The organism is Lactovum odontotermitis, from assembly GCF_054658595.1.
Window position 1 is genome coordinate 67,726 of record NZ_BAAGGQ010000009.1, and the last position, 23,101, is coordinate 90,826.

A 23,101-nucleotide genomic window follows, 5' to 3' on the forward strand; every position below is an offset into this window, starting at 1 on the left:
TGACTTGGTGGCTCTCTTTTTTCGTCTTTTTATTAGAAAAAAGAATGTGCTATAATACGTACATGTTAACAGAACAAGAATTTTTCGACGACGAAGCCTGGGACGACTGGGATGCAACAGATGATGAGCTCGCGGAGCTTTATGAGCAGGCGCGTGAAAAGGTCTGGGCGGCTTTTAATGCGATGTATGCGGACAAACTGCACGGCGTGTCTGAGAGCACGAAGTCTTATCTTTTTGAAGATTTTAAGCGGCAGTATTTCGCGAATCAGGCGCGGGACGAAAAAATGTAAACTGTAATTTTGAAACGGTCCTGACAAAAATTCCATGGTATAATTGACAAATGACTTATCAAGTAAAAATTATCTATCCAAAAGAAGAAGCTGCCGAAGACAATAAAATGACGGAGCGCACTTTCAATGAAGTTATTGACGGTTTGGAGACGGCCGAAGTTCAGACGCAGTATGAAAAGCTCCTGGCGCGCGGTTACTCAATCACAGTGAATTTTGCACCGCCCCAGCTTGATGAGACGGGCGCAGAATTGAATCCCTTCGAGATTGCGGAGCGCTTCGAACTGGCTGGCATTCCTTACAAGGCGACGCTGAAGCTTAAGGCTTCGGGGACTTATGGGGAAATGGTAAAGATTGCCAAGATGATTGAGCAGCAAGGTTTTGACTACGATATCTCGGTCAAGCTGAAAATCCGTGAGACTTCGGCAGTTGACTTTGATAAAATGGGTACTTGGCTGGACGATGAGCACGCGAAATATACAGTTCTGCCCAAGGCCAGCGCACAGGACATCGGCGAGCTGCGCACGCTTTTTGAGCGTCTGTCCGAGGACCATCAGAAAGTGACGATTGCGCTTAAAGCGAAAGTTCAAAAGGATGATGACGACAGCTTTGCCAGCCAGTTAGCCGCTTATCCGCCTGAAACACTGGTAATTTTCAGGCTGAGTGATGCGGACATTTATGGGGAATAATGAAAAAAAGAAAACGCCAGATTCTGAAAATTGGCGTTTTTTGTTTGTTTTTGAATGTTAGTCAAGCTTGACCGTACAAAATGAGTGTGCAGGGGCTGTCAGCGTGAACTGCTGACCTCCAAGCGCTAGTTTGACTTCCCGCGCTTCAGCTAATTGGTTGGAAAGCACGACAACAGTCGTTCCGTCCGGATTTTTCACTGCCACTGCATCGGCACAATCTCGACCGGTCAAGGTCAGCAGTTTTGCGCCTTTTTGGATGAAGTGTGAAAAATGTTTCATGACATAAAACTCAGGATTGTAGATGAGCTCTTTTGTTTCAGCCTTGACACTGACCATTGAATTCTGTTTCCAGCCCCAGGTGCTCTCGCCCCCCTGCTCCAGAACAGCATTCCAGTAAAGATAGCCATTTGTGCCGTTGCGGAAATAGTGCCGCAGCAGATTGAAGACATATTCGGCGTAAAGCCAGGTGTTTCGGCCGTTGCCGCATTCACTTTCAGTCTGCAGATAGCGCTTTTCAGGGAAGGCATCGACTGTTTTCTGAATGGCTGCCTTGCCTGCCCATTGATAGCCGACACCCGCGATATACTTGTAAGCAATCGGGTCAAATAGCGCGACTTGTGCAATTGCAGAATAGTCCTGTGATTCGTTGCGGCGCTCTTCAGTGCCTGTTTCAGGCGCATTAATCGTGCCTAGCCAGATTTCCGTGGTGATGTCGTTTGCCTCAAACAAAGGGCCTAGGTAATCTCTGATGAAATCCCGCAATTGTTCGCCCGACCAGCGGCATGAGGGGAACTTCTGGTCAGCGACCACTTCATTTTGAATGTGCAGCTGCGCAATTTTGATGCCCAATCTGTCATAGGCTTGGATATATTTCAGGAAATAAAGCGCGTAGGCTTTCAAGTACTTTTCTTCCCAAATCAGAGTCCCGTAATTATAAGCTTTTTTGGTTTTCATCCAGGTCGGCGGACTCCAGGGGGAGGCCATGAATTGAATGTCAGGATTGCGTTTCTGTGCTTCACGGACATAAGGAACAATCCATTTCATGTCGCGCTCAATTGAAAAGTGGTTCAGTTCAAAATCATCAGCTACTTCATCATAGCTGTACCATGAATCCGCATAATCACTGGCTCCAATCGGCAGGCGGCAGAAATTAAAGCTGCAGCCGGCTTCTGGTAAAAACAGCTCATCGAGCAGCTGGTCGCGCTGCTCAGCTTCAAGTTTGAGCAGGGCCTGCATTCCCAGCTCGTTGAAACAGCTGCCGAAGCCCATAATGTCACGATTTTCCTGGTCTGTCACGGTCAGGGTCGGATTATTTTCGCCCGCCTCGCTTGTTGACTCTGTGAGCACCAATTCTTTCCAGGGATTCTCCTGGGTTGTTATAACTGCTGTTTTCATCATGCTTGACCTCCATTCTTGTTAAATAGCGACATTTTCGAAAAAGTAAGCGTTAAAGCAAAGGCAACAACGATTGCGACTACCATTGACAGAATAAATTGAGGCCAGCGCTGCACCTGAATGGCTAGAATTGCCGGCAGACCGCCGATGCCAATGCCGTTTGAGCGGACTTGGGTCAATTGAGCGACTAGACCGGCTGCTCCGGAGCCGATACATGCTGCGACAAATGGATAGAAGTATTTGAGGTTAATCCCGAACATCGCAGGCTCCGTAACGCCCAGATAGCAGGAAATAGTTGCTGGAATAGTAATATCCTCTTCTTTTTTGGTCTTGCGGTTCATCCAAATGTAGGCAAGTACAGCTGAACCCTGCGCAAGATTTGACAAAGCCACCATCGGCCAGAGGTTGTCATAGCCGAAATCTGCCATGAGCTGCATATCAACAGTGATGAACATGTGGTGCAAGCCTGTGATGACCAGAGGCGCATAAAGCACGCCGTAAATCAGACCTGTCAGCCAGGCAAAACTTGAGGTCAGACCGGCATTCACGACGCTGGAAATAGCAGTACCAATCGTCCATGAAACGGGGCCAATCACAGCATGTGCGAGGATAATCGCGGGTAAAAGCGATAAAAAGGGCACTAGAATCATAGAAATCGCCTCCGGCACGCGCTTCCGCCAGAATTTTTCCAGCCAGCACAAGACCAAAGCAGTAAATAAAGCCGGTAAAACTTGCGCCTGATAGCCAATCATGGAGATTTTGAAGAATCCGAAATCCCAGAATGGAACGTCTTTTGCAGCTGTGCTTGCTACGCTGTAAGCATTCAGCAGCTGCGGGCTCACAAGGGTAATTCCCAGAATAATTCCCAAAATCTGCGTCGTGCCCATTTTTTTCGTGACGCTCCAGCAGATGCCGACAGGCAGAAAATGGAAAATCGCTTCACAGGGCAGCCAGAGGAAACTATTGACTCCTGACCAGAATTGAGACTGTTCAACCAGTGTCGCACCGCCAAAATCAATTCCTTCTAAAATATTTCTAAAGCCCAGCAAAAGACCGCCGACGATAATGGCCGGAATCAGCGGGGTGAAAATTTCAGCCAGAACACCGACTGCGCGCTGGAGCAGATTCTGATTGACTCTGGCAGCGGCTTTACCTGCTTCTTTTGAAACACCTTCGATACCTGAAACGGCTGTGAAGTCTTTGTAGAATTCTGAGACATCATTGCCGATAACGACTTGAAACTGACCAGCATTGGTAAACATACCTTTGACACTTGCGAGGGCCTCAATTTTCTTTTTGTCTGCTAGAGATTCATCCCCTAAGACAAAGCGCATTCTTGTGGCACAATGCGACACAGCTGAAATGTTTTCAGCGCCTCCAACTGCCTCAAACAGGATACCAGCATCTGTTTCGTACTTACTCATAATTTGTATTCCTTTAGTATTTGATGTGCTCATTATCGCTTTTTTCAGCGCTTTCAACAAGAATCAAAACAGACTAGGTATGTTTAGGATTCAGACTTTTACGCAGCTGATTAGGTGAAGCACCATATAATTTCTGAAAGGATTTCAAGAGCTTGGGCACATTGGTCACGCCATGTTTCTCATAAAGCCGCAGAATACCCTCATTGCTTTCGAACAAATCATTATAGATATACTTGCAGCGCACCTCATAAATCATATCCGTCAGAGAGCAATTATAACTTTCACGGCATTTTCGAGACAGATAGTCCGGATTGTATTGAAAATGCTTGGCAATACTATCACGTGAAAGCGTCCGGTGATGATTGTCAATGATGTAGCGCAAGACCTCCTCCGCGATGCTATTGGATTTATCGCCCGTCTCTTCCTGATAAAAATAATCGAGCAGCTTAGCCAGCAGGAGAAAAATATCACTTTTCAGCTCAAACTGACTGGATAGAGAAGTTTGTTGAGACAATGCATAGGCTCTTTTTATCAAATCAATAATATCCTCCTGAGCTGCCACCAAGCCATCCTCAAACTGCAGCAGGTCATTGCCGAGCAGAGTAATTGGTATCTGCAGAACAATGGCCTCATTTCCGTTCGAATCCACATAATGAGGCGCCCGGCTATTGATAATTTTAAAAGTATTCCGGCTGAGAACCGTCGCCTCACCCTTGTCCCAAACAATCATCTCCCCATCAAGACACAGTAGAATTTCCAGGCTGTTATGCCAATGTATCTTGCCTTTGCGGACACCGTCCCTGGAACGGAAAATTTTCACCCCAACCTTGGTCGTGGGGATAATGACCTCGTGCTTCATTTTCTCTCACCAATTTCTTTTTTTCTTCTTATATTGTACACAAAAAATCCTACAGATCGAAACTCGGAGTTTCCAATCCATAGGATTCAGTCAATTTTATTTTTCCAGTTTAGTTTCCAGCCGCTCCACAAATTCATAAGCCGCCGGGCAATACGCAGTATTCTTGAGCGTCAGATGATTAATTTGATAGATTTTCTTGCGGTCAGTGTGCGGAAACTCACGGCAGGCTTTCGGACGCGCCTCATAAATACTGCAGAGATTGTCCGCCGTCCCCAGAAAAGGGCAGGGCATCGTCTGAAAAACCTTGTCGCCGTCTTCATCCACTCTTAAATAAGCCGCTTCAAAATCACGCAGACTCATGCGCAGGAGCTTTGCGACCCGCTCAATATCCGCCTCAGTCCACAGCGGACCCAGCGTTTTACAGCAATTTGCACAGGCTGTGCAGTCAATCTCACGGAAAACTTCCTTGTGAATTTCCAGCGCAATCTGGTCAAGCTTTTTCGGCGGCCTCTTTTTCAGCTGCGCCAGAAACTTCTCGTGCTGCTTGTGCTTTTGCTGCGCCAGGTCGCGGTAATGTTCAATGTCAATTGCGTACCTTGCCATTATTTGAAATAATTAATCCCCATCGCAGATTTCACTTCGTCCAAAGTCTGAGCAGCCACGGCTTCCGCTTTTTCAGAGCCTTTTTTCAACACTTCGTAAACATAGTCCATATTCTTGGCAAACTCCAGACGGCGCTCGCGAATTGGCGACAGCTCACGCTCCAGCACTTCCAGCAGAAAACGCTTCGTCGCCACATCGCCCAAACCGCCGGCCTGATAATGCGCCTTCATTTCTGCAATCTGCGCAGCATCTTCAGACTTGCCGAACACATCCAGATAGTGGAAAACCATATTTCCCTCAATGTGTCCAGGATCTGAAACGTTGACGTGGCTTGGGTCCGTGTACATACTCATGACCTTTTTCTTCAGCGTGTCCGCGTCATCAGCCAGATAAATCCCATTGCCCAGCGATTTGGACATTTTTGCATTTCCGTCCAATCCCGGCAGACGCCCTTCCTCTTCCTTTTCAGGATAAACGCCTTCCGGCTCGACCAGTACATTACAGTCATAGGCATGATTGAAAGCCCGGACAATTTCACGCGTCTGTTCAATCATAGGTGCCTGGTCAAAACCGACAGGCACGTGAGTAGCTTTAAACGCAGTAATATCAGCCGCCTGCGAGACAGGATACATCGCAAAGCCTGCGGGAACACTCTCGCCGAAATTTTTCTGCTCAATCTCGGTTTTGACCGTCGGGTTGCGCAGCACACGATTAAGCGAGGTTAAGTTGAGATAATAAGTGAAAAGCTCGCCCAGCTCAGGAATCTGCGACTGAATGAAAATCGTTGTCAGCTCAGGGTCAAGGCCCACAGCCAAATAATCCAGTGCCACATCCGCCACAGATTCCACGATTTTCTGAGGCTCCTTGGCATGGTCCGTCAGCGCCTGCTGGTCGGCCATCATGATGAAAGTGTCGTAAATTCCTTCATTTTGCATCTTGACACGATTGCGTAGCGAGCCGACATAGTGGCCGATGTGGAGTTTTCCGGTCGGGCGGTCGCCCGTGAGAATAATTGGTTTTGACATATATAAATCCTCCTGATTTCTAACTGAGTTCACACAGAGCTAAAGCTCTGGCAATTTCTAGAAGCTAAAGCTTCTGAAATTGCCTGCGTCCTACGGACGCTGTTGTCGACTCTCGCTACGGCGCATAAGCGCCTAGTCGAGTCGCAGCACGCCTGAGGCTATGAAATTAGAACCTGCCTTTCAGGCAGAACCTAATTTTCCTAAATTTCTACGCCTCAAAACGGGCGTGCTTCACATCTTGAATTCGTAAATAAAAAAGCCCAGCTGACCTCTCGCAACAAGAAATCAAACGGGCGCAAACGCGCGGTACCACCGTAATTTATAACTTTTAGAACTTTCAATTCACAAATCGAAATTTATTTCAGACCCAATTTCACCTTGCTCAAACACTGGTTTGCACAACCACCAGCTTCCTGTCGATTTTACAGAGCTACTTTTCTGATAGGCTGATTTTATGCTAAATTTGCTGAAATGTCAAGCTGTGCGAAATGAGTTGCTTCCTAGTGCAACTTAGCGCAGAGGACTCGGAAAATTAACGAGGAAATACCGGGAGAAGTAGAAATCAGACACCAGGAGGAAGTTTGTCCATCATAATGTCTCGCAGGTCTGTGATGGTCTTGCCGTCAACCGTGAAAGTACCGTCACCAACCGCGTGGAAAAACTTCGGCGTTGTGATGTGCTCATTCTGCCAGGCTTTCACGCAGTCCAGGACGATGATGCTTTGCGTCTCAATGTAATCGGTGACCTTGCACTCCAGGTTCGCGTAACATTCGGCTATCAGCGGCGCACTGACTGTTTCAGCGGGCAGTTTTGTCAACTCGAATTTCGCAAATTTGTCCACCTCGCGCCCGGAACAGGCACCGATTTCAACGACTTTTTCAGCGAGTTCAACGGTCGGGATGGAAAGCACACACTCGCGCGTCTCCATCAGGCTTTTGAAGGAATAGTTCCAGGGACCGGTGCAAATCGCGAAGCTTGGCGTGAAATCGAGGACCATTTTCCAGGAGAGGGTCATAATATTTGGACGTTTTTCGCCTTTTGTCGTGATTAGGACGACGGGGCCGGGCTCAATCAGTGTGAAGGCTTTTTCTAATGGGTAATTAATCATAATAACCTCTTTTCGCCTTATTGTAGCACGAAATGATAGAATAGAGCTATAAAATAGTAAGGGGAAGATAAAAATGAAAGAAAAAATTAGTCTTGAGGAGCTGTCTGGCATGATTGACCATACACTGCTGCGGGCCGATGCCAAAGAGGCAGAGTTCGTGAAGCTCTGTCAGGAAGCAGACAGCTACGGCTTCAAGATGGTTGCCATCAACTCTTTTCCAGTCGCCATGTGCGCGCGCTTTTTGAAAGACAGCCCGGTGCATGTAGGCGCAGCCGTCGGCTTCCCGCTAGGCCAAACCACGATTGAAAACAAAGTGCACGAGGTGAAGCAGGCCATTCAAGACGGCGCGGACGAGATTGACTACGTGATTAACGTTGGACGACTAAAAGACGGGGATTTGGCTTACATTCGCCGGGAAATGTCAGAAATTGTTGAAACAGCACACAAAGCAGACGTTTTGAGCAAAGTGATTTTGGAGACCTGTTACCTGACAAATGAAGAGAAGACTCAAGTTTGTGAAATTGCGCGTGAAATCAAGCCTGACTTTGTGAAAACATCAACCGGTTTCGGAGCAGGTGGTGCGACAGTTGAGGACGTCCAACTGATGAAATCAATCGTCGGAGAGACTGTAAAAGTCAAAGCCGCAGGCGGCATCAGGGATTTAGAGACAGCACTAAATATGATTGAAGCTGGCGCAGAGCGCATCGGGACGAGCTCAGGAATTAAGATTATCAGCGAGTATAAGGACAAGTTTGGAAAATAAATATGGACAAGTTAGACTTTAAAAAGACAGAAAAACAGTTTTATCAGCCGAAAAAAATCGAGCGGATTGATGTGCCGGCCATGAAATTTATCACGATTGACGGAGACGGCGCGCCCAGCGGCGATGAATTTCAAACCGTTGTGGCTGCGCTGTTTCCCGTTGCCTACGCCATTTCGATGAGCTATAAAGGTGATTACAAAATTCCCGGATTTCAGCCGTTCGTGGTAGCACCGCTGGAGGGCCTCTGGGCAAGCGAAACAGCCGATTACACAGGTGACAAAAACAGCTTAATCTGGAAAGTCATGCTGCGAATGCCGGACTTTGTTACAGAGGAAGTCACGGAATGGGCAAAAGCTGAAGCCGAGCGCAAGAAAAAAGCTGATTTTTCCGCTGTAAAACTGGAACAATTGACCGACGGACTTTGCGTACAAGCCATGCACCTCGGTTCTTTCGACGACGAACCTGCGACCTTTGAGGCAATGGAGGCTTTCGCTGCCGCACAAGCTTTGCAGCCGGAACACCGTGGCTACCACCATCGCGAGATTTATCTCTCAGATTTCAGAAAAGCCGCGCCGGAAAAGCTGAAAACCGTGCTGCGTCTGTTTGTGAAATAGAACTTCCTGAAGAAAGAAGCAGGAAGAGCCAGTGAGGATATGTCCTTGCTGGTTCTTTTCATGTTTTTCTTAGAACTTACGTGAAAATCACTTTTGTTGACAAACCTCAATAACTTTGCTATTATAGTCAAGTACTGTGTAAACCAGTATATAGCAATGAAGCGTGAGGTTGCGACACACCCGAAAGTATAGCCACGAGTGTTTCGGTTTTCACGCAGAGCTAGCCTATTTCAAAAATAGACGAGGAGAGAAAAATGGCAACTAAAAAAATTCGTATTCGCCTGAAGGCTTACGAGCACCGTATCTTGGATGCAGCCGCTGAAAAGATTGTTGAAACTGCAAAGCGTACAAACGCTGAGGTATCTGGACCTATTCCGCTGCCTACAGACCGTTCTGTCTACACTGTCATCCGTGCAACGCACAAGTACAAAGACAGCCGCGAGCAGTTCGAAATGCGTACACACAAGCGTTTGATTGACATCATTGAGCCGACACAGAAAACCGTTGATTCATTGATGAAGCTTGATTTGCCAAGTGGTGTCAACATCGAAATTAAACTCTAATTTCGGCAACATTAGTTAACCCCGAGCATAAAGGCTCATAAAAAAGTATTTAGTTATTCTGCCAATCTAAGCGCGATGCGTGAAATGACAGAAAAAATCTGAAAGGTATTTCCATACAATGTCAAAAGGAATCTTAGGGAAAAAAGTGGGAATGACTCAAATCTTCACAGAAAACGGAGAGCTTATCCCTGTTACTGTGATCGAAGCTGCGCCAAACGTAGTGCTTCAAGTTAAAACTGTCGAAACTGACGGTTATGAAGCAGTTCAGGTCGGCTTTGATGACAAGCGTGAAGTTTTGTCTAACAAACCCGCAAAAGGTCACTTTGCAAAAGCAAATACGACTCCTAAGCGCTTCGTTCGTGAATTCAAAGGACTCGAAGGCTTAGAAGTCGGCTCAGAAATCAAAGTTGACACATTCGAAGCTGGAGATGTCGTTGATGTCACTGGCACTTCAAAAGGTAAAGGTTACCAAGGACCGATTCACCGCTGGGGTCAGCATACTGGACCAATGGCGCATGGTTCTCGTTACCACCGTCGTCCAGGTTCAATGGGACCTGTCGCTGCAAACCGCGTGCCTAAGGGCAAACGTTTAGCAGGACGTATGGGCGGCTTGCGTGTAACGGTTCAAAACCTTACAATCGCAAAAGTTCTTCCAGAGCAGAACGTTATCCTTGTCAAAGGTAATGTGCCTGGATCAAAGAAATCTCTGATTATTATCAAATCAGCAGTGAAAAGTAAATAAGAAAGGAGATAGAAGAAATAATGGCTAAAGTATCATTATTTAAGCAAGACGGCAAAAAGTCCGGCGATGTTGAATTGAACGACGCAGTCTTCGGCGTTGAAGTGAATGAAAAAGTTCTCTTTGATGTTATCATCAGCCAGCGCGCAAGTCTTCGTCAAGGCACAGCCGCTCATAAGAACCGTTCAGCTGTTTCCGGCGGCGGCAAGAAACCTTATCGTCAAAAAGGAACAGGCCGTGCACGTCAAGGCTCAACCCGTTCACCACAATTCCGCGGCGGCGGCACAGTCTTTGGACCAACACCGCGCAGCTATGCTTACAAGCTGCCTAAAAAGGTACGTCAGCTGGCGCTCAAGTCAGCCTGGTCTGATAAAGTTGCAAACGAGGCACTGATTGCCATCGATGATTTCAAATTCGATGCACCAAAAACTTCAGAATTTGCAAAATTGATGAGCACACTCAAGCTTGACCGCAACGTTCTCGTGGTTCTCGAAGATGAAGGAAATGATTTTGCTGAATTGTCAGCACGTAATCTTCCATTTGTTCTCGTGACAACTGCAAACACTGCATCTGTCCTTGACCTGTCATCCGCTTACACCGTGGTTGCTACCAAGAAAGCTCTATCTCAAGTAGAGGAGGTGCTTGCATAAAATGGCTAATTTATACGATGTAATCCGCAAGCCGATCATTACTGAAAAGTCAATGATGGCAATGGATCAAAAGAAATACACATTTGAAGTTGCGCCTAAATCAAGCAAAGGCTTGATTAAACAGGCAGTTGAAGCAGTATTTGACGGTGTCAAAGTTGCCTCAGTTCAGACAATTTCAGTGAAGCAGAAAGCAAAACGTGTGGGCCGCTACTCTGGCTTTAAGTCAGGCTACAAGAAGGCTATCGTCACACTGACAGCTGATTCAAAAAATATTGACATCTTCGGCGAAGATGCAGAATAAGAAAGGAGTAACTCGTGGGAATTAAAGTTTACAAACCGACCTCAAACGGACGTCGTAACATGACTTCAAGCGATTTCGCTGAAATCACAACGAGCACTCCGGAAAAGAGTCTGCTCGTATCGCTCTCAAGCAAGGCTGGCCGTAACAATCTCGGCCGTATCACTGTTCGCCATCAGGGCGGCGGTCACAAGAGAAAATACCGTCTGGTTGACTTTAAACGTCAGCATGACAACGTTGTTGCCAAGGTATCTTCAATTGAGTACGATCCAAACCGCACAGCCAACATTGCGCTGATTACTTATGAAGATGGCGTGAAAGCTTACATCCTGGCTCCTAAAGGCCTTGAAGTAGGCATGCAGGTTGTTTCCGGCTCAGGCGCTGATATCAAAATCGGTAACGCTTTGCCGCTTTCAGAAATCCCTGCCGGTACAGTCATCCACAATATCGAAATGAAGCCAGGTCACGGCGGACAGCTTGTTCGTTCAGCCGGAACTTCAGCTCAGGTGCTGGGTCAAGAAGGCAAGTACACGCTGATTCGTCTGCAGTCAGGCGAGACGCGCTACATCCTGTCCGTCTGCCGTGCAACTATCGGTACTGTCGGCAATGAGCAGCATAACCTGATTAACCTCGGTAAAGCCGGCCGTACACGCTGGATGGGTATCCGTCCAACCGTTCGCGGATCAGTTATGAACCCTAACGATCACCCGCACGGTGGTGGTGAAGGTAAGCAGCCAGTCGGACGCAAGTCGCCGATGACACCTTGGGGCAAACCAGCACAAGGTCTCAAGACACGTGACAAGAACGCGCGTTCAAACAAACTCATCGTTAAACGTATTAACGGTAAATAATTCCGCCAGCTCCGCCTTAGCAGCGGTTGTGGTCATGGAAGGGCTCAGGCATCTGCACTTGCAGCACCTGAACCCGACTTATATTTAAAGGAGAAACAAATCTAATGGGTCGTAGTCTTAAAAAAGGACCTTTCGCTGATGAGCATTTGATGAAGAAAATCGAAGCTCAGGCAGGTAACGAAAAGAAAACAGTCATCAAGACTTGGTCACGTCGTTCAACGATTTTCCCAAGCTTTGTCGGCTACACAATTGCCGTCTATGACGGCCGTAAGCATGTACCAGTTTATGTTCAAGAGGACATGGTCGGTCACAAGCTCGGCGAATTTGCACCAACTCGCACATTCCGCGGTCACGCGGGCGATGACAAGAAGACGAAGAGATAAGGAGAGAAAAAATGGCAGAAATTACTTCAGCTAAGGCAACTGCTCGTACAGTTCGCGTCTCCCCTCGTAAGTCACGCCTTGTCGTTGACCTTATCCGTGGAAAGCGCGTCGCTGATGCGATTGCAATCTTAAAATTTACACCAACTTCTGCAGCGCACGAGATTGAGAAAGTTCTCAACTCAGCAATTGCCAATGCAGAAAACAACTTCGGTCTGGAAAAAGCAGACCTTTATGTAAGCGAAACCTACGTAAATGAGGGCCCGACGATGAAACGTTTCCGTCCTCGTGCGAAAGGTTCAGCTTCACCAATTAACAAACGGACGGCTCACATCACAGTGGTCGTAGCCGAGAAAGAATAAGGAGGGAAAACCGTGGGACAAAAGATTCATCCAATAGGTATGCGAGTTGGTATCATCCGCGATTGGGATGCCAAATGGTATGCTGAAAAAGATTACGCGAATTACCTTCATGAAGACTTGGCAATCCGTAAACTCGTTGCAGAAAAACTGGCAGATGGTGCGGTTTCACAAATCGAAATCGAACGTGCCATCAACAAAGTCATCGTGACGCTGCACACTGCAAAACCTGGTATGGTAATTGGCAAGTCAGGCGCTAACGTTGATGCCATTCGTGCACAGCTTAACAAACTGACCGGCAAGCAAGTCCATATCAATATCGTAGAAATCAAGAAACCTGATCTTGATGCACACCTTGTGGGACAAGGCATCGCTCAACAGCTTGAGCAGCGTGTCGCATTCCGCCGTGCACAGAAACAGGCCATCCAGCGCGCCATGCGTGCAGGTGCCAAAGGAATCAAGACACAGGTCGCAGGACGTTTGAACGGCGCTGATATTGCCCGTACTGAGCATTACTCAGAAGGCACAGTACCGCTTCATACATTGCGTGCTGACATTGATTACGCTTGGGAAGAAGCATTGACAACATACGGCAAGCTCGGCGTTAAAGTCTGGATTTACCGTGGTGAGATTCTTCCAACCAAGGGTGCCAAATCACAAGGGAAAGGAGAATAATCATGCTCGTACCAAAACGTGTAAAACACCGTCGTGAATTCCGCGGTAAAATGCGCGGCGAGGCAAAAGGCGGCAAGGAAGTGACATTTGGTGAATATGGTCTGCAGGCACAGACATCACACTGGATTACCAACCGTCAAATCGAAGCTGCCCGTATCGCCATGACACGTTACATGAAACGTAACGGTCAAGTCTGGATTAAAATCTTCCCTCACAAGTCATACACCACCAAAGGTATCGGTGTACGTCAAGGTAGTGGTAAAGGTGCTCCTGCTGGTTGGGTTGCGCCTGTCAAACGCGGCAAAGTCATGTTTGAAATCGGCGGTGTCAGCGAGGAAATCGCTCGCGAAGCATTGCGTCTGGCTTCACACAAACTGCCGGTCAAGACAAAATTCGTAAAGAAGGGAGCTTAACATGAAATTACATGAAATCAAATCTCAATTGAGCGAACTTCGTGGCTTGTCAGCTGACGAGCTCACAAAACGCGAATCTGAGTTGAAAAAAGAATTGTTTGACCTTCGTTTCCAAGCTGCTGCAGGTAAACTTGAAAATACTGCACAATTGAACGAAGTTAAAAAGTCAATTGCCCGTGTCAAAACGGTGCAAGCTGAACTTGCTAAATAAGAGTGGGAGGAAGTCTTAAAATGGAACGTAATAAACGTAAAGTTTTGCAAGGCCGCGTGGTTTCCGACAAGATGGATAAAACCATCACCGTTGTTGTTGAAACAAAGCGTAACCACCCAGTCTACGGCAAACGCGTCAATTATTCAAAGAAATACAAGGCTCACGACGAAGAAAATAAGGCCAAAGAAGGCGACATCGTTCGCATCATGGAAACTCGTCCTTTATCTAAGGACAAACATTTCCGCCTTATCAGCATCGTTGAAGAAGCTGTTGTACTATAAACTACTAGGAGGAGAAAGCAATGATTCAAAACGAAAGTCGCTTGAAAGTTGCCGATAACTCTGGTGCCAAAGAATTGCTCGTCATCCGTGTACTCGGTGGCTCAAAGCACAAATTCGCAGGTATCGGTGATATCGTAGTTGCTACTGTTAAGCAAGCTGCTCCTGGTGGAGCTGTTAAAAAGAGCGATGTTGTGAGAGCAGTTATCGTTCGTACTAAGCACGGTGCAAAACGTAAAGACGGTTCATACATCAAGTTTGATGAGAACGCTGCAGTCTTGATTAGAGATGACAAGACACCACGCGGCACACGTATCTTCGGCCCTGTTGCCCGCGAACTTCGCGAAGGCGGCTACATGAAGATTGTGTCACTCGCACCAGAAGTGCTCTAATTCAATCAAAACAAATAGTCCCCTGCTGAGCTGAAATGCCCGGCAGGGTGCCCTCAACGGGCGTAAGAAGAAAGGAACATGAAAATGTTTGTAAAAACTGGTGATACAGTTAAAGTCATCGCAGGCAAAGACCGCGGTGTGACAGGCAAAGTCATCAAAGCTCTGCCGAAAGTCAACAAAGTTATTGTAGAAGGTGTGGCCATTGCCAAGAAGCACCAGAAGCCCAATGCTGCCAATCCAAACGGCGCCATCATTGAAATTGAAGCTCCTATCCATGTCTCAAACGTGCAGGTACTTGACAAGAATGGTGTAGCAGGCCGTGTCGGCTACAAAGAAGTTGACGGCAAAAAAGTGCGCTACAGCAAAAAATCAGGCGAAGTCCTAGACTAACAGAAAGGGTTAAGTAAAAATGACAAATCGTTTAAAAGAAAAATACAACAATGAAGTCGTGCCAGCCCTGACTGAAAAGTTCGGCTACACAACGATTATGGCAGTGCCAAAGGTTGACAAGATTGTCCTCAACATGGGTGTCGGTGACGCTGTTTCAAACAGCAAAAACCTCGACAAAGCCGTTGAAGAGCTTGCCTTAATCTCTGGTCAGAAGCCGCTCATCACAAAGGCTAAAAAGTCAATCGCGGCTTTCCGTCTGCGTGAAGGCATGCCAATCGGTGCTAAAGTAACACTTCGCGGCGAGCGCATGTACGAATTTCTGGACAAACTCCTGAACGTTTCACTGCCGCGTGTCCGTGACTTCCACGGTGTTTCCAACAAAGCCTTTGACGGCCGCGGAAACTACACACTGGGCGTGAAAGAACAGCTGATTTTCCCCGAAATCACATATGATAATGTCGACAAAGTTCGCGGATTGGACGTTGTAATCGTCACAACTGCTAACACAGACGAAGAATCACACGAGTTGCTTGCTCAAATGGGCATGCCGTTCGCAAAATAACATGATGTGAGAGACGCCCGCCAAGAAGCGTAGAAATTTGCGACTCGACTAGGTGCTTCAGCACCGTAGCGAGAGTTGACAGCCCGACAATTTCAGAAGCTTCAGCTTCTAGAAATTGCTAGAGCTTCAGCTCTGTGTAGGGAATTGAGGTTCTGCCCGCAGGGCAGGTTCTCAATTCATCTAATTTCTTAGCTTCTGGCGGCTCGAACTCAAATAAGGAGAATAAAAAATGGCTAAAACCTCAATGGTTGTAAAAAACAAACGCCCTGCAAAATTCTCAACGCAAGAATACACTCGTTGCGAACGTTGCGGACGTCCACACTCAGTTTACCGCAAGTTTAAACTTTGCCGTATCTGCCTCCGCGAATTGGCCTACAAAGGTCAGTTGCCAGGCGTACACAAAGCAAGCTGGTAAGCAGACCGTTGCCGCTTCTGCGGCTTACGGGTCGCTTTCCCTTGACGAAGTCAACGGGTAAGCACAAATTGCTTTGAGCAAGCGGTTCGCCGAACTGCTCAATAATTAATCTGCAGGCAGCGCAGTATGCACTGAACCGCAGATAAGAATAAGGAGAACCAGAACATGGTAATGACAGATCCAATTGCAGATTTCCTCACACGTATCCGTAACGCCAACATGCGTAAATTCGAAGTCGTTGAGGCACCTGCTTCAAAAATCAAAAAAGAAATCGCTGAAATCCTGAAAGCCGAAGGCTACGTGAAAGATGTTGAGTACGTTGAAGACAACAAACAAGGCATCATCCGCGTCTTCCTCAAATACGGCAAAGGCGGCGAGCGCGTCATCACAAACTTGAAGCGCATTTCAAAGCCAGGCCTTCGTGTTTACGCGAAATCTGACGATGTTCCAAAAGTCCTGAACGGCTTAGGAACTGCAATCATCTCGACTTCCGAAGGCGTCGTAACTGACCAAGTTGCCCGTCAAAAGAAAATCGGCGGTGAAGTATTGGCATATATTTGGTAATTTTTGCCGACTGGCGAAATTATCGCCTGTGAAAACATTTTGTTTATGATGTGTATTTGAGTTCGAGTCGCCAGAAGCTAGGAAATTAGATAAAATGGAACCTGCCCTGCGGGCAGAACCACATTTTCCTACACAGAGCTGAAGCTCTAGCAATTTTTAGAAGCTGAAGCTTCTGAAATTGTCGGGCTGTCGACTCTCGCTACGGTGCTGAAGCACCTAGTCGAGTCGCAAATTTCTACGCTTCTAATCGGGCTCCTCTCTCATCATGACAAAACGACAATTTAACAGTAAAAGGAAATAAAAAAACATGTCACGTATTGGTAACAAAGTCGTTGTCATTCCTGCCGGCGTAGAAGTCAAGCAGGATGGTAGCACTGTCACAGTAAAAGGGCCAAAAGGCGAACTCACCCGTACATTCCGCTCAGAAATCATGATGGAAATCAACGGGAATGATGTAACTTTCAAACGTCCTAACGACAGCAAAGAAATGAAAGCTCTGCACGGCACAACGCGCGCCCTCTTCCATAACATGGTTGTAGGCGTGAGCGAAAACTTCATCAAGAAACTTGAAATGATTGGTGTCGGTTATCGTGCACAGCTTCAAGGCACAAAACTCGTGCTGTCAGTTGGTAAATCACATCAGGATGAAGTTGAAGCACCAGACGGCATCACATTTGAAGTGCCTGACGCCACACACATCAACGTTATCGGCAACAGCAAAGAAGCTGTCGGCCAGACAGCGGCCTATATCCGCAGCCGTCGTTCACCAGAGCCTTATAAAGGCAAAGGTATTCGCTACGTTGGTGAGTATGTACGTCGTAAAGAAGGTAAAACAGGTAAATAATAATTTATTTGCCAAATTGGTGAAATTAACGACTCTGTTAATTTTGCCAAGATTTTCCGGTAAAAACGGGAAAATTGCCAATCTGTCTCATTGACAGAACCATCGATGGCAAAAACTATCGATAATAATTAAAATACAGAGGAAAATTTTGTGATTACAAAAATTGACAAAAACAAAAACCGTCAGAAGCGTCACACACGCGTCCGCGGTAAAATCTCGGGCACTGCAGAGCGTCCACGTTTGAACGTTTTCCGCTCAAACACAAACATCTATGCACAGCTGATTGATGATGTTGCAGGTGTAACACTTGCCAGCGCTTCATCAATGAAAGAGGCAGGTACTAAGACAGAACAAGCCGCTAAAGTTGGTGCTGCTATTGCCAAAGCTGCTAAGGCAAAGAAGATTGAAGAAGTCGTCTTTGACCGCGGCGGTTATCTCTATCATGGACGTGTACAGGCTCTGGCTGAGGCTGCACGCGAAAATGGTCTGAAATTCTAAAGGAAGGAGATAATCAAAAATGGCAGAAAATAGAAAAAGTCGCAATCACGAAGAAGTAAAAGAATTCGAAGAGCGCGTTGTTGGCATCAACCGTGTCACAAAGGTTGTTAAAGGCGGACGCCGTCTGCGTTTCGCTGCACTTGTTGTCGTAGGTGACCGTAAAGGCCGCGTCGGCTTCGGTACAGGTAAGGCTCAGGAAGTCCCAGAAGCAATCCGTAAAGCCATTGAGGACGCAAAGAAGAACCTCTTCACCGTTCCAATGGTCGGCACAACCATTCCTCACCAGGCAATCGGCCAATTCGGCGGCGGCAAAATTTTGCTTAAGCCAGCCGTAGAAGGTGCCGGAGTAGCCGCTGGTGGTGCAGTCCGTGCCGTCATCGAGCTTGCAGGTATCGCCGATATCACTTCCAAATCATTGGGTTCAAATACACCGATTAACGTTGTTCGTGCAACCGTTGACGGCCTGAAACAATTGAAACGTGTTGAAGAAGTCGCAGCCCTCCGTGGGAAGTCTGTTGCAGATTTTGACTAAGAAAGGAGAATCAGAAAATGGCACAAATTAAAATCACATTGACGAAGTCTCCAATTAGCCGTATTCCTGCACAACGCAAGACGGTTGTTGCGCTTGGCCTCGGCAAAATGGGCTCAAGCACAATCAAGGAAGACACGCCAGCTGTTCGTGCAATGGCTGCTTCAGTCAGCCACCTGGTCACTGTCACTGAAGTTGACGGCAAACCAGCCAAAGCTGCTAAAAAGCCGGCTGCCAAGAAAGCACCAGCTGCAAAAGCAGAGCTGAAAGCTGAAAAGTCAGCTGCAGCATCTAAGCCGACCACAGCCAGCAAAGTAGCTGAGATTAAGGCTTACCTTGATGCAGAAGGAATCAAGTACGAAAGTACAGCCAAAAAAGCAGACCTGCTCGCATTGGTAAAATAATTCCCAAAAACAAACTCAAGAACTAAAAGCTTGACTTGTTACAAGAAAATTTAGTAAAATAAACTAGATCATCATTGATTGAATGGTCTAGTTTCGCACTTATCGTCGGCGAGCCTGAAAACTTCACCTTTCGAGGATTTCAGGCGCTAGTCAGACAATGGAAGGAAAATTAATTATGAAACTTAATGAACTCCAAGCCCCAGAAGGCTCACGTAAAGTCCGCAACCGCGTAGGACGCGGAACATCATCAGGCAACGGTAAAACATCCGGACGCGGTCAAAAAGGCCAGAAATCCCGTTCAGGCGGCTCTATCCGCCCAGGATTTGAAGGCGGACAAACACCGCTCTTCCGTCGTATGCCAAAACGTGGCTTCTTGAATGTGAACCACAAGGAATATGCCATCGTTAACCTCAGCAGCCTCAACAAGCTGGCTGACGGCGCGGATGTCACTGCACAGAGCTTGCTTGATGCGAAAGTCATCAAGTCAGTCAAAGACGGCGTGAAAATCCTCGGCAACGGCGAACTCACAGCTAAAAAACTGAAAGTCAGCGTTGCAAAAGTATCAGCTTCTGCAAAAGCTGCCATTGAAGCAGCCGGCGGTTCAGTAGAAGTTCTGTCAAGCGAGAAATAAGACATTTTGGCGGTTGAGAAATCAATCGCTGTTTGTCTATTTTAAATGAAATATACTTTCTTCAAAGTTTTTGCAGCCGATAAACGCTCAAAAACAGACAAGAAAAAATCGGAGGAATATGTTTTTTAAACTCTTATTTCAGGGCTTTAAGCTGAAAGAGGTCCGAAATCGTGTTCTATTCACGATTTTCATCCTCTTCGTTTATCGCTTGGGAACTCATATTACAGTGCCAGGCGTCAATCCCGTTGCATTGCAGAATCTTGATGTGCCATTCCTCTCCATGTTCAACTTGGTGTCAGGTAATGCGCTGCAGTCATATTCCTTCTTTGCCATGGGTGTTTCGCCCTACATCACAGCCTCGATTATCGTGCAGCTCCTGCAGATGGACATTCTGCCGAAGTTTGTCGAATGGTCTAAGCAAGGTCAAATCGGCCGAAGGAAACTGAACCAGACAACACGTTATATCACGCTTGTTTTGGCCATGGGCCAATCCATCGGTATTACCGCGGCCTTCCAGGCACTTGCCAGCGCCAAAGTCGTGGCCAACCCGACCTGGCAGACCTACGTCATGATTGGCATCATCCTGACCACCGGTTCCATGATTATCACCTGGATGGGCGAGCAAATCAACGACAAGGGCTTCGGCTCAGGTGTGTCGCTGATTATCTTTGCCGGTATCGTCTCGTCGCTCCCTGGCGCCATTCAAGAAGTACGTACAGAATGGTTCATCAACGTCCGTCCGAGTGAAATTCCGCAAGGCTGGATTAACACCGGAATTCTGGTCGTTGCCGCCATTGTGATTATTTACTTCACCACATGGGTACAGCAGGCGGAGCGCAAAGTACCGATTCAATACACAAAACTCGTGCAGGGCGCAGCTTCAAGCTCATACCTGCCGCTGCGCGTCAATCCTGCCGGCGTTATCCCCGTCATCTTCGCCTCAACCATTACTTCGGCGCCGCAGACGATTCTGCAGTTCCTAAAAACCGCACATATCGATGCGCCGTGGCTGACAAACCTTCAGGACCTATTCAACTACACAAGCTGGACAGGAATGATTGTTTACTTTGCCCTAATCGTCGTCTTCACCTTCTTCTATTCTTTCGTTCAGATTAATCCGGAGAAAATGGCCGACCAGCTAGTTCAGTCCGGGGCATACATTCCCTCAGTCCGACCGGGCAAGGGCACAGAGAAGTACATCTCCAGCCTCCTAATAAGACTTGCGACCGTAGGTTCCCTCTTCCTTGGCATCATTTCCATCGTCCCAATCATTGCACAAAACGTTTGGGGCCTGCCGAAAATCGTGGCACTTGGCGGTACTTCGCTCCTCATCGTCATCATGACGGCAATCCAAGGTGTCGACCAACTCGAAGGCTACATGCTCAAGAAAAAGTACACAGGATTTATGGATGCGCCAATTTCGGACTATTAATAACAGAAAAATCTTGCTCTAAGCAGGATTTTTTCGTATAATAAAGAGAAGAAAAAAAGAAGGAAATATCTTATGAATCTATTAATTATGGGATTGCCCGGCGCCGGAAAAGGCACACAGGCAGAAATGATTGTGCGTGACTACGGCATACTGCACATCTCAACCGGCGACATGTTCCGTGCGGCCATGAAAAACCAGACAGAAATGGGCCAAAACGCCAAAAAATACATTGACGCCGGCGAACTCGTGCCAGACGACGTGACAAACGGAATCGTCAAAGAACGCCTGGCCCAAGATGACATCCGCGAAAAAGGCGTGCTGCTGGACGGCTTTCCGCGCACCATTGACCAGGCCCATGCCCTGGATAAAATGATGGCCGAGCTGAACATGAAACTTGACGCAGTCATCAATATCGATGTAGACCCGTCAGTTCTCGTCGGCCGAATCTCCGGCCGCTTCATCTGCCGAAACTGCGGCGCCACCTACAACCGGCCGAACAAAATGCCGAAAATCGAAGACACCTGCGACGTTTGCGGCGCGCACGATTTCTACCAGCGCGAAGACGACAAACCAGAAACCGTGGCCAATCGAATCGAAATCAACGAGAAGCAGTCCGCACCAATTCTTGAGCATTACCGTGCGCTCGGACTTGTCAAGGACATTGACGGCATGACTGGGATTGAGGAAACGACGCTGGCCGTTAAGGAAATCCTTGATAAGCTCTGATTTTATCTATGAAAATCGTTGGAAACGGCGATTCAGAGCGCGGGAACTAGCCCTCAGACTTAAGCTATTTCTAAATTAAACAAAGCAAAACAAACTCCATTTTGAAGCCAAAATGGAGTTTGTTTTTAATTAAGCAATCATTATGAACAAAAGTTATTACTTTGTCTGCCAGACATAAGTATCACCGGCCATTGTTGATGGGTCATAATTGGTCAAAAGCTCTGAAGATGTCCAGATATTCGTTCCAGCTGGATTAGTCGCAGTCCCGAGATTTGTCCATTTACCAGTATAGTTGCCGGGAGCTGAAACATTTGGGAGCCCCATTGCGGAGGACAGGTGAACATTTGCGCCGAATTTCAGTTCGTTCAACGCTTTATCTCCAGAAAACATTGAGGTCGCAGTTGTGCCGGAAGTGATTGTGAAGTTAGTCAAGTCAAGCTTTTCAAGCGCTGAAGTATTCATGAACATCAGATACATATTGGTGACATTTTGAGTGTTGAAACTGTTGAGATTTAGAGCCTGCAAAGCTTTGCTGTTCGCAAACATTCCGCTCATATTGGTGACATTCTGCGTATCAAAGCTTGAGAGATCAAGATTTTGTAACGAAGTGTCTGAAAACATATAACTCATATCAGTGACAGCAGCAGTGTTAAAGGACGAAGTATCAACACTTGCCAATGAGCGGCTGCCGTAGAACATCCGTCCCATATTGGTGATATGACTCGTGTCAAAGCCGGCGAAATCAATGAAAGTTAAAGCTGTGTCGTTCATGAACATCGCATAAGCACTACCGGAATACTTGAGATTATCTAAACCGGAAACAGATTTGAGGTTTGAGAAATTCGCAAAGGCCGATGAAATGTCCTTGCCAGTCATTTCATTTGCAATATTAATACTCGTGATTGTGGACGGATCAATTCCATCAGACGCCAAAATACCAGAAAGTGCAGAGGTTGGTGTACCAATGTCACCACCTGATAACGTTAACTCCCCGCTATCAATCGTGTAATCAGCCCCGCCCCATTTACCATGAATCACCGGATTGACCGTGTCGGCAGATACAACTCCAGATGCCGGATTATGCAATACCTGGGATGAAACTCCGCCGATTCCCAGAGAAGTTAGAACAACCGCACCGTAGGTCGTGTACTTGAGTTTAGACTTTGCTTTTTGAGGAAGTGCAAAATTTTTATTTTTTGAATTATTAGTTTTTATGTGTTTCCTCCTTAAACACTTTTTAAATCAATTATATTGTATGACTAATTAAATTGTTTGTCAATGCCCGGTTCTTTAATGAATATCAAACTTAATTTAATCATTTTTGTAATTTTGAAAACCTGTTAAGCCTTTTGTAGATTGATTCGGCCATTCTATATTTTAATTTTTAGAGTCAGGAAAAAAGTTTTACTGACTCTATTTGGAAAATATATAAAACACAAACTAAATTAGTGTCCAAAATATAAACTGAAGGATTTAGCTCTCGAGTATATTTTGTACAAAAATGGCAAACCTGTCTAATATTTCGATTTA

General features: G+C 46.7%; 32 protein-coding genes and 3 pseudogenes. 28 read left to right on the forward strand and 7 right to left on the reverse strand.

The window, feature by feature from the left end; all coding sequences use genetic code 11:
- Positions 1-62 precede the first annotated feature (62 nt).
- Both ACYQ2E_RS06490 and ACYQ2E_RS06495 read left to right on the forward strand, forming a co-directional pair.
- On the forward strand, positions 63-290 hold the full coding sequence (locus ACYQ2E_RS06490; protein WP_460017256.1) for a hypothetical protein: 228 nt from the start codon (positions 63-65) through the stop codon (positions 288-290).
- Positions 291-340: 50 nt separating this feature from the next.
- The gene (locus tag ACYQ2E_RS06495) at positions 341-976 is read left to right on the forward strand and encodes a hypothetical protein (RefSeq protein WP_460017257.1); all 636 of its coding nucleotides are present in this window, start codon (positions 341-343) and stop codon (positions 974-976) included.
- Between the two features lie 57 nt (positions 977-1,033).
- On the opposite strand, the gene ACYQ2E_RS06500 is transcribed toward ACYQ2E_RS06495, so the two are convergent.
- From ACYQ2E_RS06500 to ACYQ2E_RS06525, 6 genes and pseudogenes are all read right to left on the reverse strand, one after another.
- Positions 1,034-2,374 (reverse strand): glycoside hydrolase family 30 protein, encoded by a 1,341-nt coding sequence (locus tag ACYQ2E_RS06500; protein ID WP_460017258.1) that lies wholly within the window; start codon positions 2,372-2,374, stop codon positions 1,034-1,036.
- 14 nt (positions 2,375-2,388) lie between these two features.
- Positions 2,389-3,795 (reverse strand): annotated as a pseudogene (gene treP, locus ACYQ2E_RS06505) (PTS system trehalose-specific EIIBC component); the annotation flags it as partial.
- A gap of 73 nt (positions 3,796-3,868) precedes the next feature.
- Positions 3,869-4,654, reverse strand: a complete 786-nt coding sequence (locus ACYQ2E_RS06510; RefSeq protein WP_460017259.1) for a helix-turn-helix domain-containing protein — start codon at positions 4,652-4,654, stop codon at positions 3,869-3,871.
- A gap of 96 nt (positions 4,655-4,750) precedes the next feature.
- Positions 4,751-5,257 carry a YkgJ family cysteine cluster protein gene (locus tag ACYQ2E_RS06515; protein WP_460017260.1) on the reverse strand — a complete coding sequence of 169 codons (507 nt, stop codon included), beginning with the start codon at positions 5,255-5,257 and terminating at the stop codon, positions 4,751-4,753.
- The gene (gene trpS, locus ACYQ2E_RS06520) at positions 5,257-6,282 is read right to left on the reverse strand and encodes a tryptophan--tRNA ligase (protein ID WP_460017261.1); all 1,026 of its coding nucleotides are present in this window, start codon (positions 6,280-6,282) and stop codon (positions 5,257-5,259) included. The genes ACYQ2E_RS06515 and trpS overlap by 1 nt, the downstream gene beginning before the upstream one ends.
- Positions 6,283-6,844: 562 nt before the next feature.
- Positions 6,845-7,390: a flavin reductase family protein gene (locus ACYQ2E_RS06525; RefSeq protein WP_460017262.1), complete on the reverse strand. Its 546-nt coding sequence runs from the start codon at positions 7,388-7,390 to the stop codon at positions 6,845-6,847.
- Positions 7,391-7,463: 73 nt separating this feature from the next.
- Between ACYQ2E_RS06525 and deoC the strand changes: the two genes are divergently transcribed.
- The 26 genes and pseudogenes from deoC (at position 7,464) to ACYQ2E_RS06655 (ending at position 21,571) form a co-directional block, all read left to right on the forward strand.
- Entirely contained in the window at positions 7,464-8,153 is a 690-nt protein-coding gene (gene deoC, locus ACYQ2E_RS06530; protein WP_460017263.1) for a deoxyribose-phosphate aldolase, read from the forward strand.
- A 2-nt stretch (positions 8,154-8,155) separates the two neighbouring features.
- The gene (locus tag ACYQ2E_RS06535) at positions 8,156-8,767 is read left to right on the forward strand and encodes a GyrI-like domain-containing protein (protein ID WP_460017264.1); all 612 of its coding nucleotides are present in this window, start codon (positions 8,156-8,158) and stop codon (positions 8,765-8,767) included.
- A 254-nt stretch (positions 8,768-9,021) separates the two neighbouring features.
- Positions 9,022-9,330, forward strand: coding sequence for a 30S ribosomal protein S10 (gene rpsJ / locus ACYQ2E_RS06540; RefSeq protein WP_003129973.1), 309 nt, complete (start codon positions 9,022-9,024; stop codon positions 9,328-9,330).
- A gap of 118 nt (positions 9,331-9,448) precedes the next feature.
- Entirely contained in the window at positions 9,449-10,072 is a 624-nt protein-coding gene (gene rplC, locus ACYQ2E_RS06545; protein WP_460017265.1) for a 50S ribosomal protein L3, read from the forward strand.
- A 20-nt stretch (positions 10,073-10,092) separates the two neighbouring features.
- Positions 10,093-10,719 carry a 50S ribosomal protein L4 gene (rplD, locus tag ACYQ2E_RS06550; RefSeq protein ID WP_460017266.1) on the forward strand — a complete coding sequence of 209 codons (627 nt, stop codon included), beginning with the start codon at positions 10,093-10,095 and terminating at the stop codon, positions 10,717-10,719.
- A 1-nt stretch (position 10,720) separates the two neighbouring features.
- On the forward strand, positions 10,721-11,020 hold the full coding sequence (locus ACYQ2E_RS06555; RefSeq protein WP_460017267.1) for a 50S ribosomal protein L23: 300 nt from the start codon (positions 10,721-10,723) through the stop codon (positions 11,018-11,020).
- Between the two features lie 14 nt (positions 11,021-11,034).
- Complete coding sequence (rplB, locus tag ACYQ2E_RS06560; RefSeq protein ID WP_460017268.1) at positions 11,035-11,868, forward strand: 50S ribosomal protein L2; 834 nt, start codon at positions 11,035-11,037, stop codon at positions 11,866-11,868.
- A 104-nt stretch (positions 11,869-11,972) separates the two neighbouring features.
- Positions 11,973-12,251 (forward strand): 30S ribosomal protein S19, encoded by a 279-nt coding sequence (rpsS, locus tag ACYQ2E_RS06565; protein WP_460017269.1) that lies wholly within the window; start codon positions 11,973-11,975, stop codon positions 12,249-12,251.
- A gap of 11 nt (positions 12,252-12,262) precedes the next feature.
- The gene (rplV, locus tag ACYQ2E_RS06570; protein ID WP_460017270.1) at positions 12,263-12,610 is read left to right on the forward strand and encodes a 50S ribosomal protein L22; all 348 of its coding nucleotides are present in this window, start codon (positions 12,263-12,265) and stop codon (positions 12,608-12,610) included.
- Positions 12,611-12,622: 12 nt separating this feature from the next.
- Positions 12,623-13,282: a 30S ribosomal protein S3 gene (rpsC, locus tag ACYQ2E_RS06575; RefSeq protein WP_460017271.1), complete on the forward strand. Its 660-nt coding sequence runs from the start codon at positions 12,623-12,625 to the stop codon at positions 13,280-13,282.
- A 2-nt stretch (positions 13,283-13,284) separates the two neighbouring features.
- On the forward strand, positions 13,285-13,695 hold the full coding sequence (gene rplP, locus ACYQ2E_RS06580) for a 50S ribosomal protein L16 (protein ID WP_460017272.1): 411 nt from the start codon (positions 13,285-13,287) through the stop codon (positions 13,693-13,695).
- A 1-nt stretch (position 13,696) separates the two neighbouring features.
- Positions 13,697-13,906 carry a 50S ribosomal protein L29 gene (gene rpmC / locus ACYQ2E_RS06585; protein WP_460017273.1) on the forward strand — a complete coding sequence of 70 codons (210 nt, stop codon included), beginning with the start codon at positions 13,697-13,699 and terminating at the stop codon, positions 13,904-13,906.
- Between the two features lie 20 nt (positions 13,907-13,926).
- Complete coding sequence (rpsQ, locus tag ACYQ2E_RS06590; RefSeq protein ID WP_460017274.1) at positions 13,927-14,187, forward strand: 30S ribosomal protein S17; 261 nt, start codon at positions 13,927-13,929, stop codon at positions 14,185-14,187.
- A 20-nt stretch (positions 14,188-14,207) separates the two neighbouring features.
- Positions 14,208-14,576 carry a 50S ribosomal protein L14 gene (gene rplN, locus ACYQ2E_RS06595; RefSeq protein WP_460017275.1) on the forward strand — a complete coding sequence of 123 codons (369 nt, stop codon included), beginning with the start codon at positions 14,208-14,210 and terminating at the stop codon, positions 14,574-14,576.
- Between the two features lie 84 nt (positions 14,577-14,660).
- Positions 14,661-14,966: a 50S ribosomal protein L24 gene (gene rplX, locus ACYQ2E_RS06600; RefSeq protein WP_460017288.1), complete on the forward strand. Its 306-nt coding sequence runs from the start codon at positions 14,661-14,663 to the stop codon at positions 14,964-14,966.
- Between the two features lie 19 nt (positions 14,967-14,985).
- A complete protein-coding gene (rplE, locus tag ACYQ2E_RS06605) occupies positions 14,986-15,528 on the forward strand; it encodes a 50S ribosomal protein L5 (RefSeq protein ID WP_460017276.1) in 543 nt (180 codons plus the stop codon).
- Positions 15,529-15,757: 229 nt separating this feature from the next.
- Positions 15,758-15,943: a type Z 30S ribosomal protein S14 gene (locus ACYQ2E_RS06610; RefSeq protein WP_460017277.1), complete on the forward strand. Its 186-nt coding sequence runs from the start codon at positions 15,758-15,760 to the stop codon at positions 15,941-15,943.
- A 165-nt stretch (positions 15,944-16,108) separates the two neighbouring features.
- Positions 16,109-16,507: a 30S ribosomal protein S8 gene (gene rpsH, locus ACYQ2E_RS06615; RefSeq protein WP_460017278.1), complete on the forward strand. Its 399-nt coding sequence runs from the start codon at positions 16,109-16,111 to the stop codon at positions 16,505-16,507.
- A 307-nt stretch (positions 16,508-16,814) separates the two neighbouring features.
- On the forward strand, positions 16,815-17,351 hold the full coding sequence (rplF, locus tag ACYQ2E_RS06620) for a 50S ribosomal protein L6 (protein ID WP_460017279.1): 537 nt from the start codon (positions 16,815-16,817) through the stop codon (positions 17,349-17,351).
- A gap of 150 nt (positions 17,352-17,501) precedes the next feature.
- On the forward strand, positions 17,502-17,849 hold the full coding sequence (gene rplR / locus ACYQ2E_RS06625) for a 50S ribosomal protein L18 (protein WP_460017280.1): 348 nt from the start codon (positions 17,502-17,504) through the stop codon (positions 17,847-17,849).
- A 19-nt stretch (positions 17,850-17,868) separates the two neighbouring features.
- Complete coding sequence (rpsE, locus tag ACYQ2E_RS06630) at positions 17,869-18,381, forward strand: 30S ribosomal protein S5 (protein ID WP_460017281.1); 513 nt, start codon at positions 17,869-17,871, stop codon at positions 18,379-18,381.
- Between the two features lie 17 nt (positions 18,382-18,398).
- Positions 18,399-18,575, forward strand: a pseudogene (gene rpmD / locus ACYQ2E_RS06635) (50S ribosomal protein L30); the annotation flags it as partial.
- Positions 18,576-18,659: 84 nt separating this feature from the next.
- Positions 18,660-18,782 (forward strand): annotated as a pseudogene (locus ACYQ2E_RS06640) (HeH/LEM domain-containing protein); the annotation flags it as partial.
- 175 nt (positions 18,783-18,957) lie between these two features.
- Entirely contained in the window at positions 18,958-19,413 is a 456-nt protein-coding gene (rplO, locus tag ACYQ2E_RS06645) for a 50S ribosomal protein L15 (protein ID WP_460017282.1), read from the forward strand.
- A gap of 118 nt (positions 19,414-19,531) precedes the next feature.
- Complete coding sequence (gene secY, locus ACYQ2E_RS06650) at positions 19,532-20,845, forward strand: preprotein translocase subunit SecY (RefSeq protein WP_460017283.1); 1,314 nt, start codon at positions 19,532-19,534, stop codon at positions 20,843-20,845.
- A 72-nt stretch (positions 20,846-20,917) separates the two neighbouring features.
- The gene (locus tag ACYQ2E_RS06655) at positions 20,918-21,571 is read left to right on the forward strand and encodes an adenylate kinase (RefSeq protein ID WP_460017284.1); all 654 of its coding nucleotides are present in this window, start codon (positions 20,918-20,920) and stop codon (positions 21,569-21,571) included.
- Between the two features lie 156 nt (positions 21,572-21,727).
- Here the strand turns inward: ACYQ2E_RS06655 and ACYQ2E_RS06660 are convergent, their stop codons facing one another.
- A complete protein-coding gene (locus ACYQ2E_RS06660; protein WP_460017285.1) occupies positions 21,728-22,657 on the reverse strand; it encodes a BspA family leucine-rich repeat surface protein in 930 nt (309 codons plus the stop codon).
- Positions 22,658-23,101 lie beyond the last annotated feature (444 nt).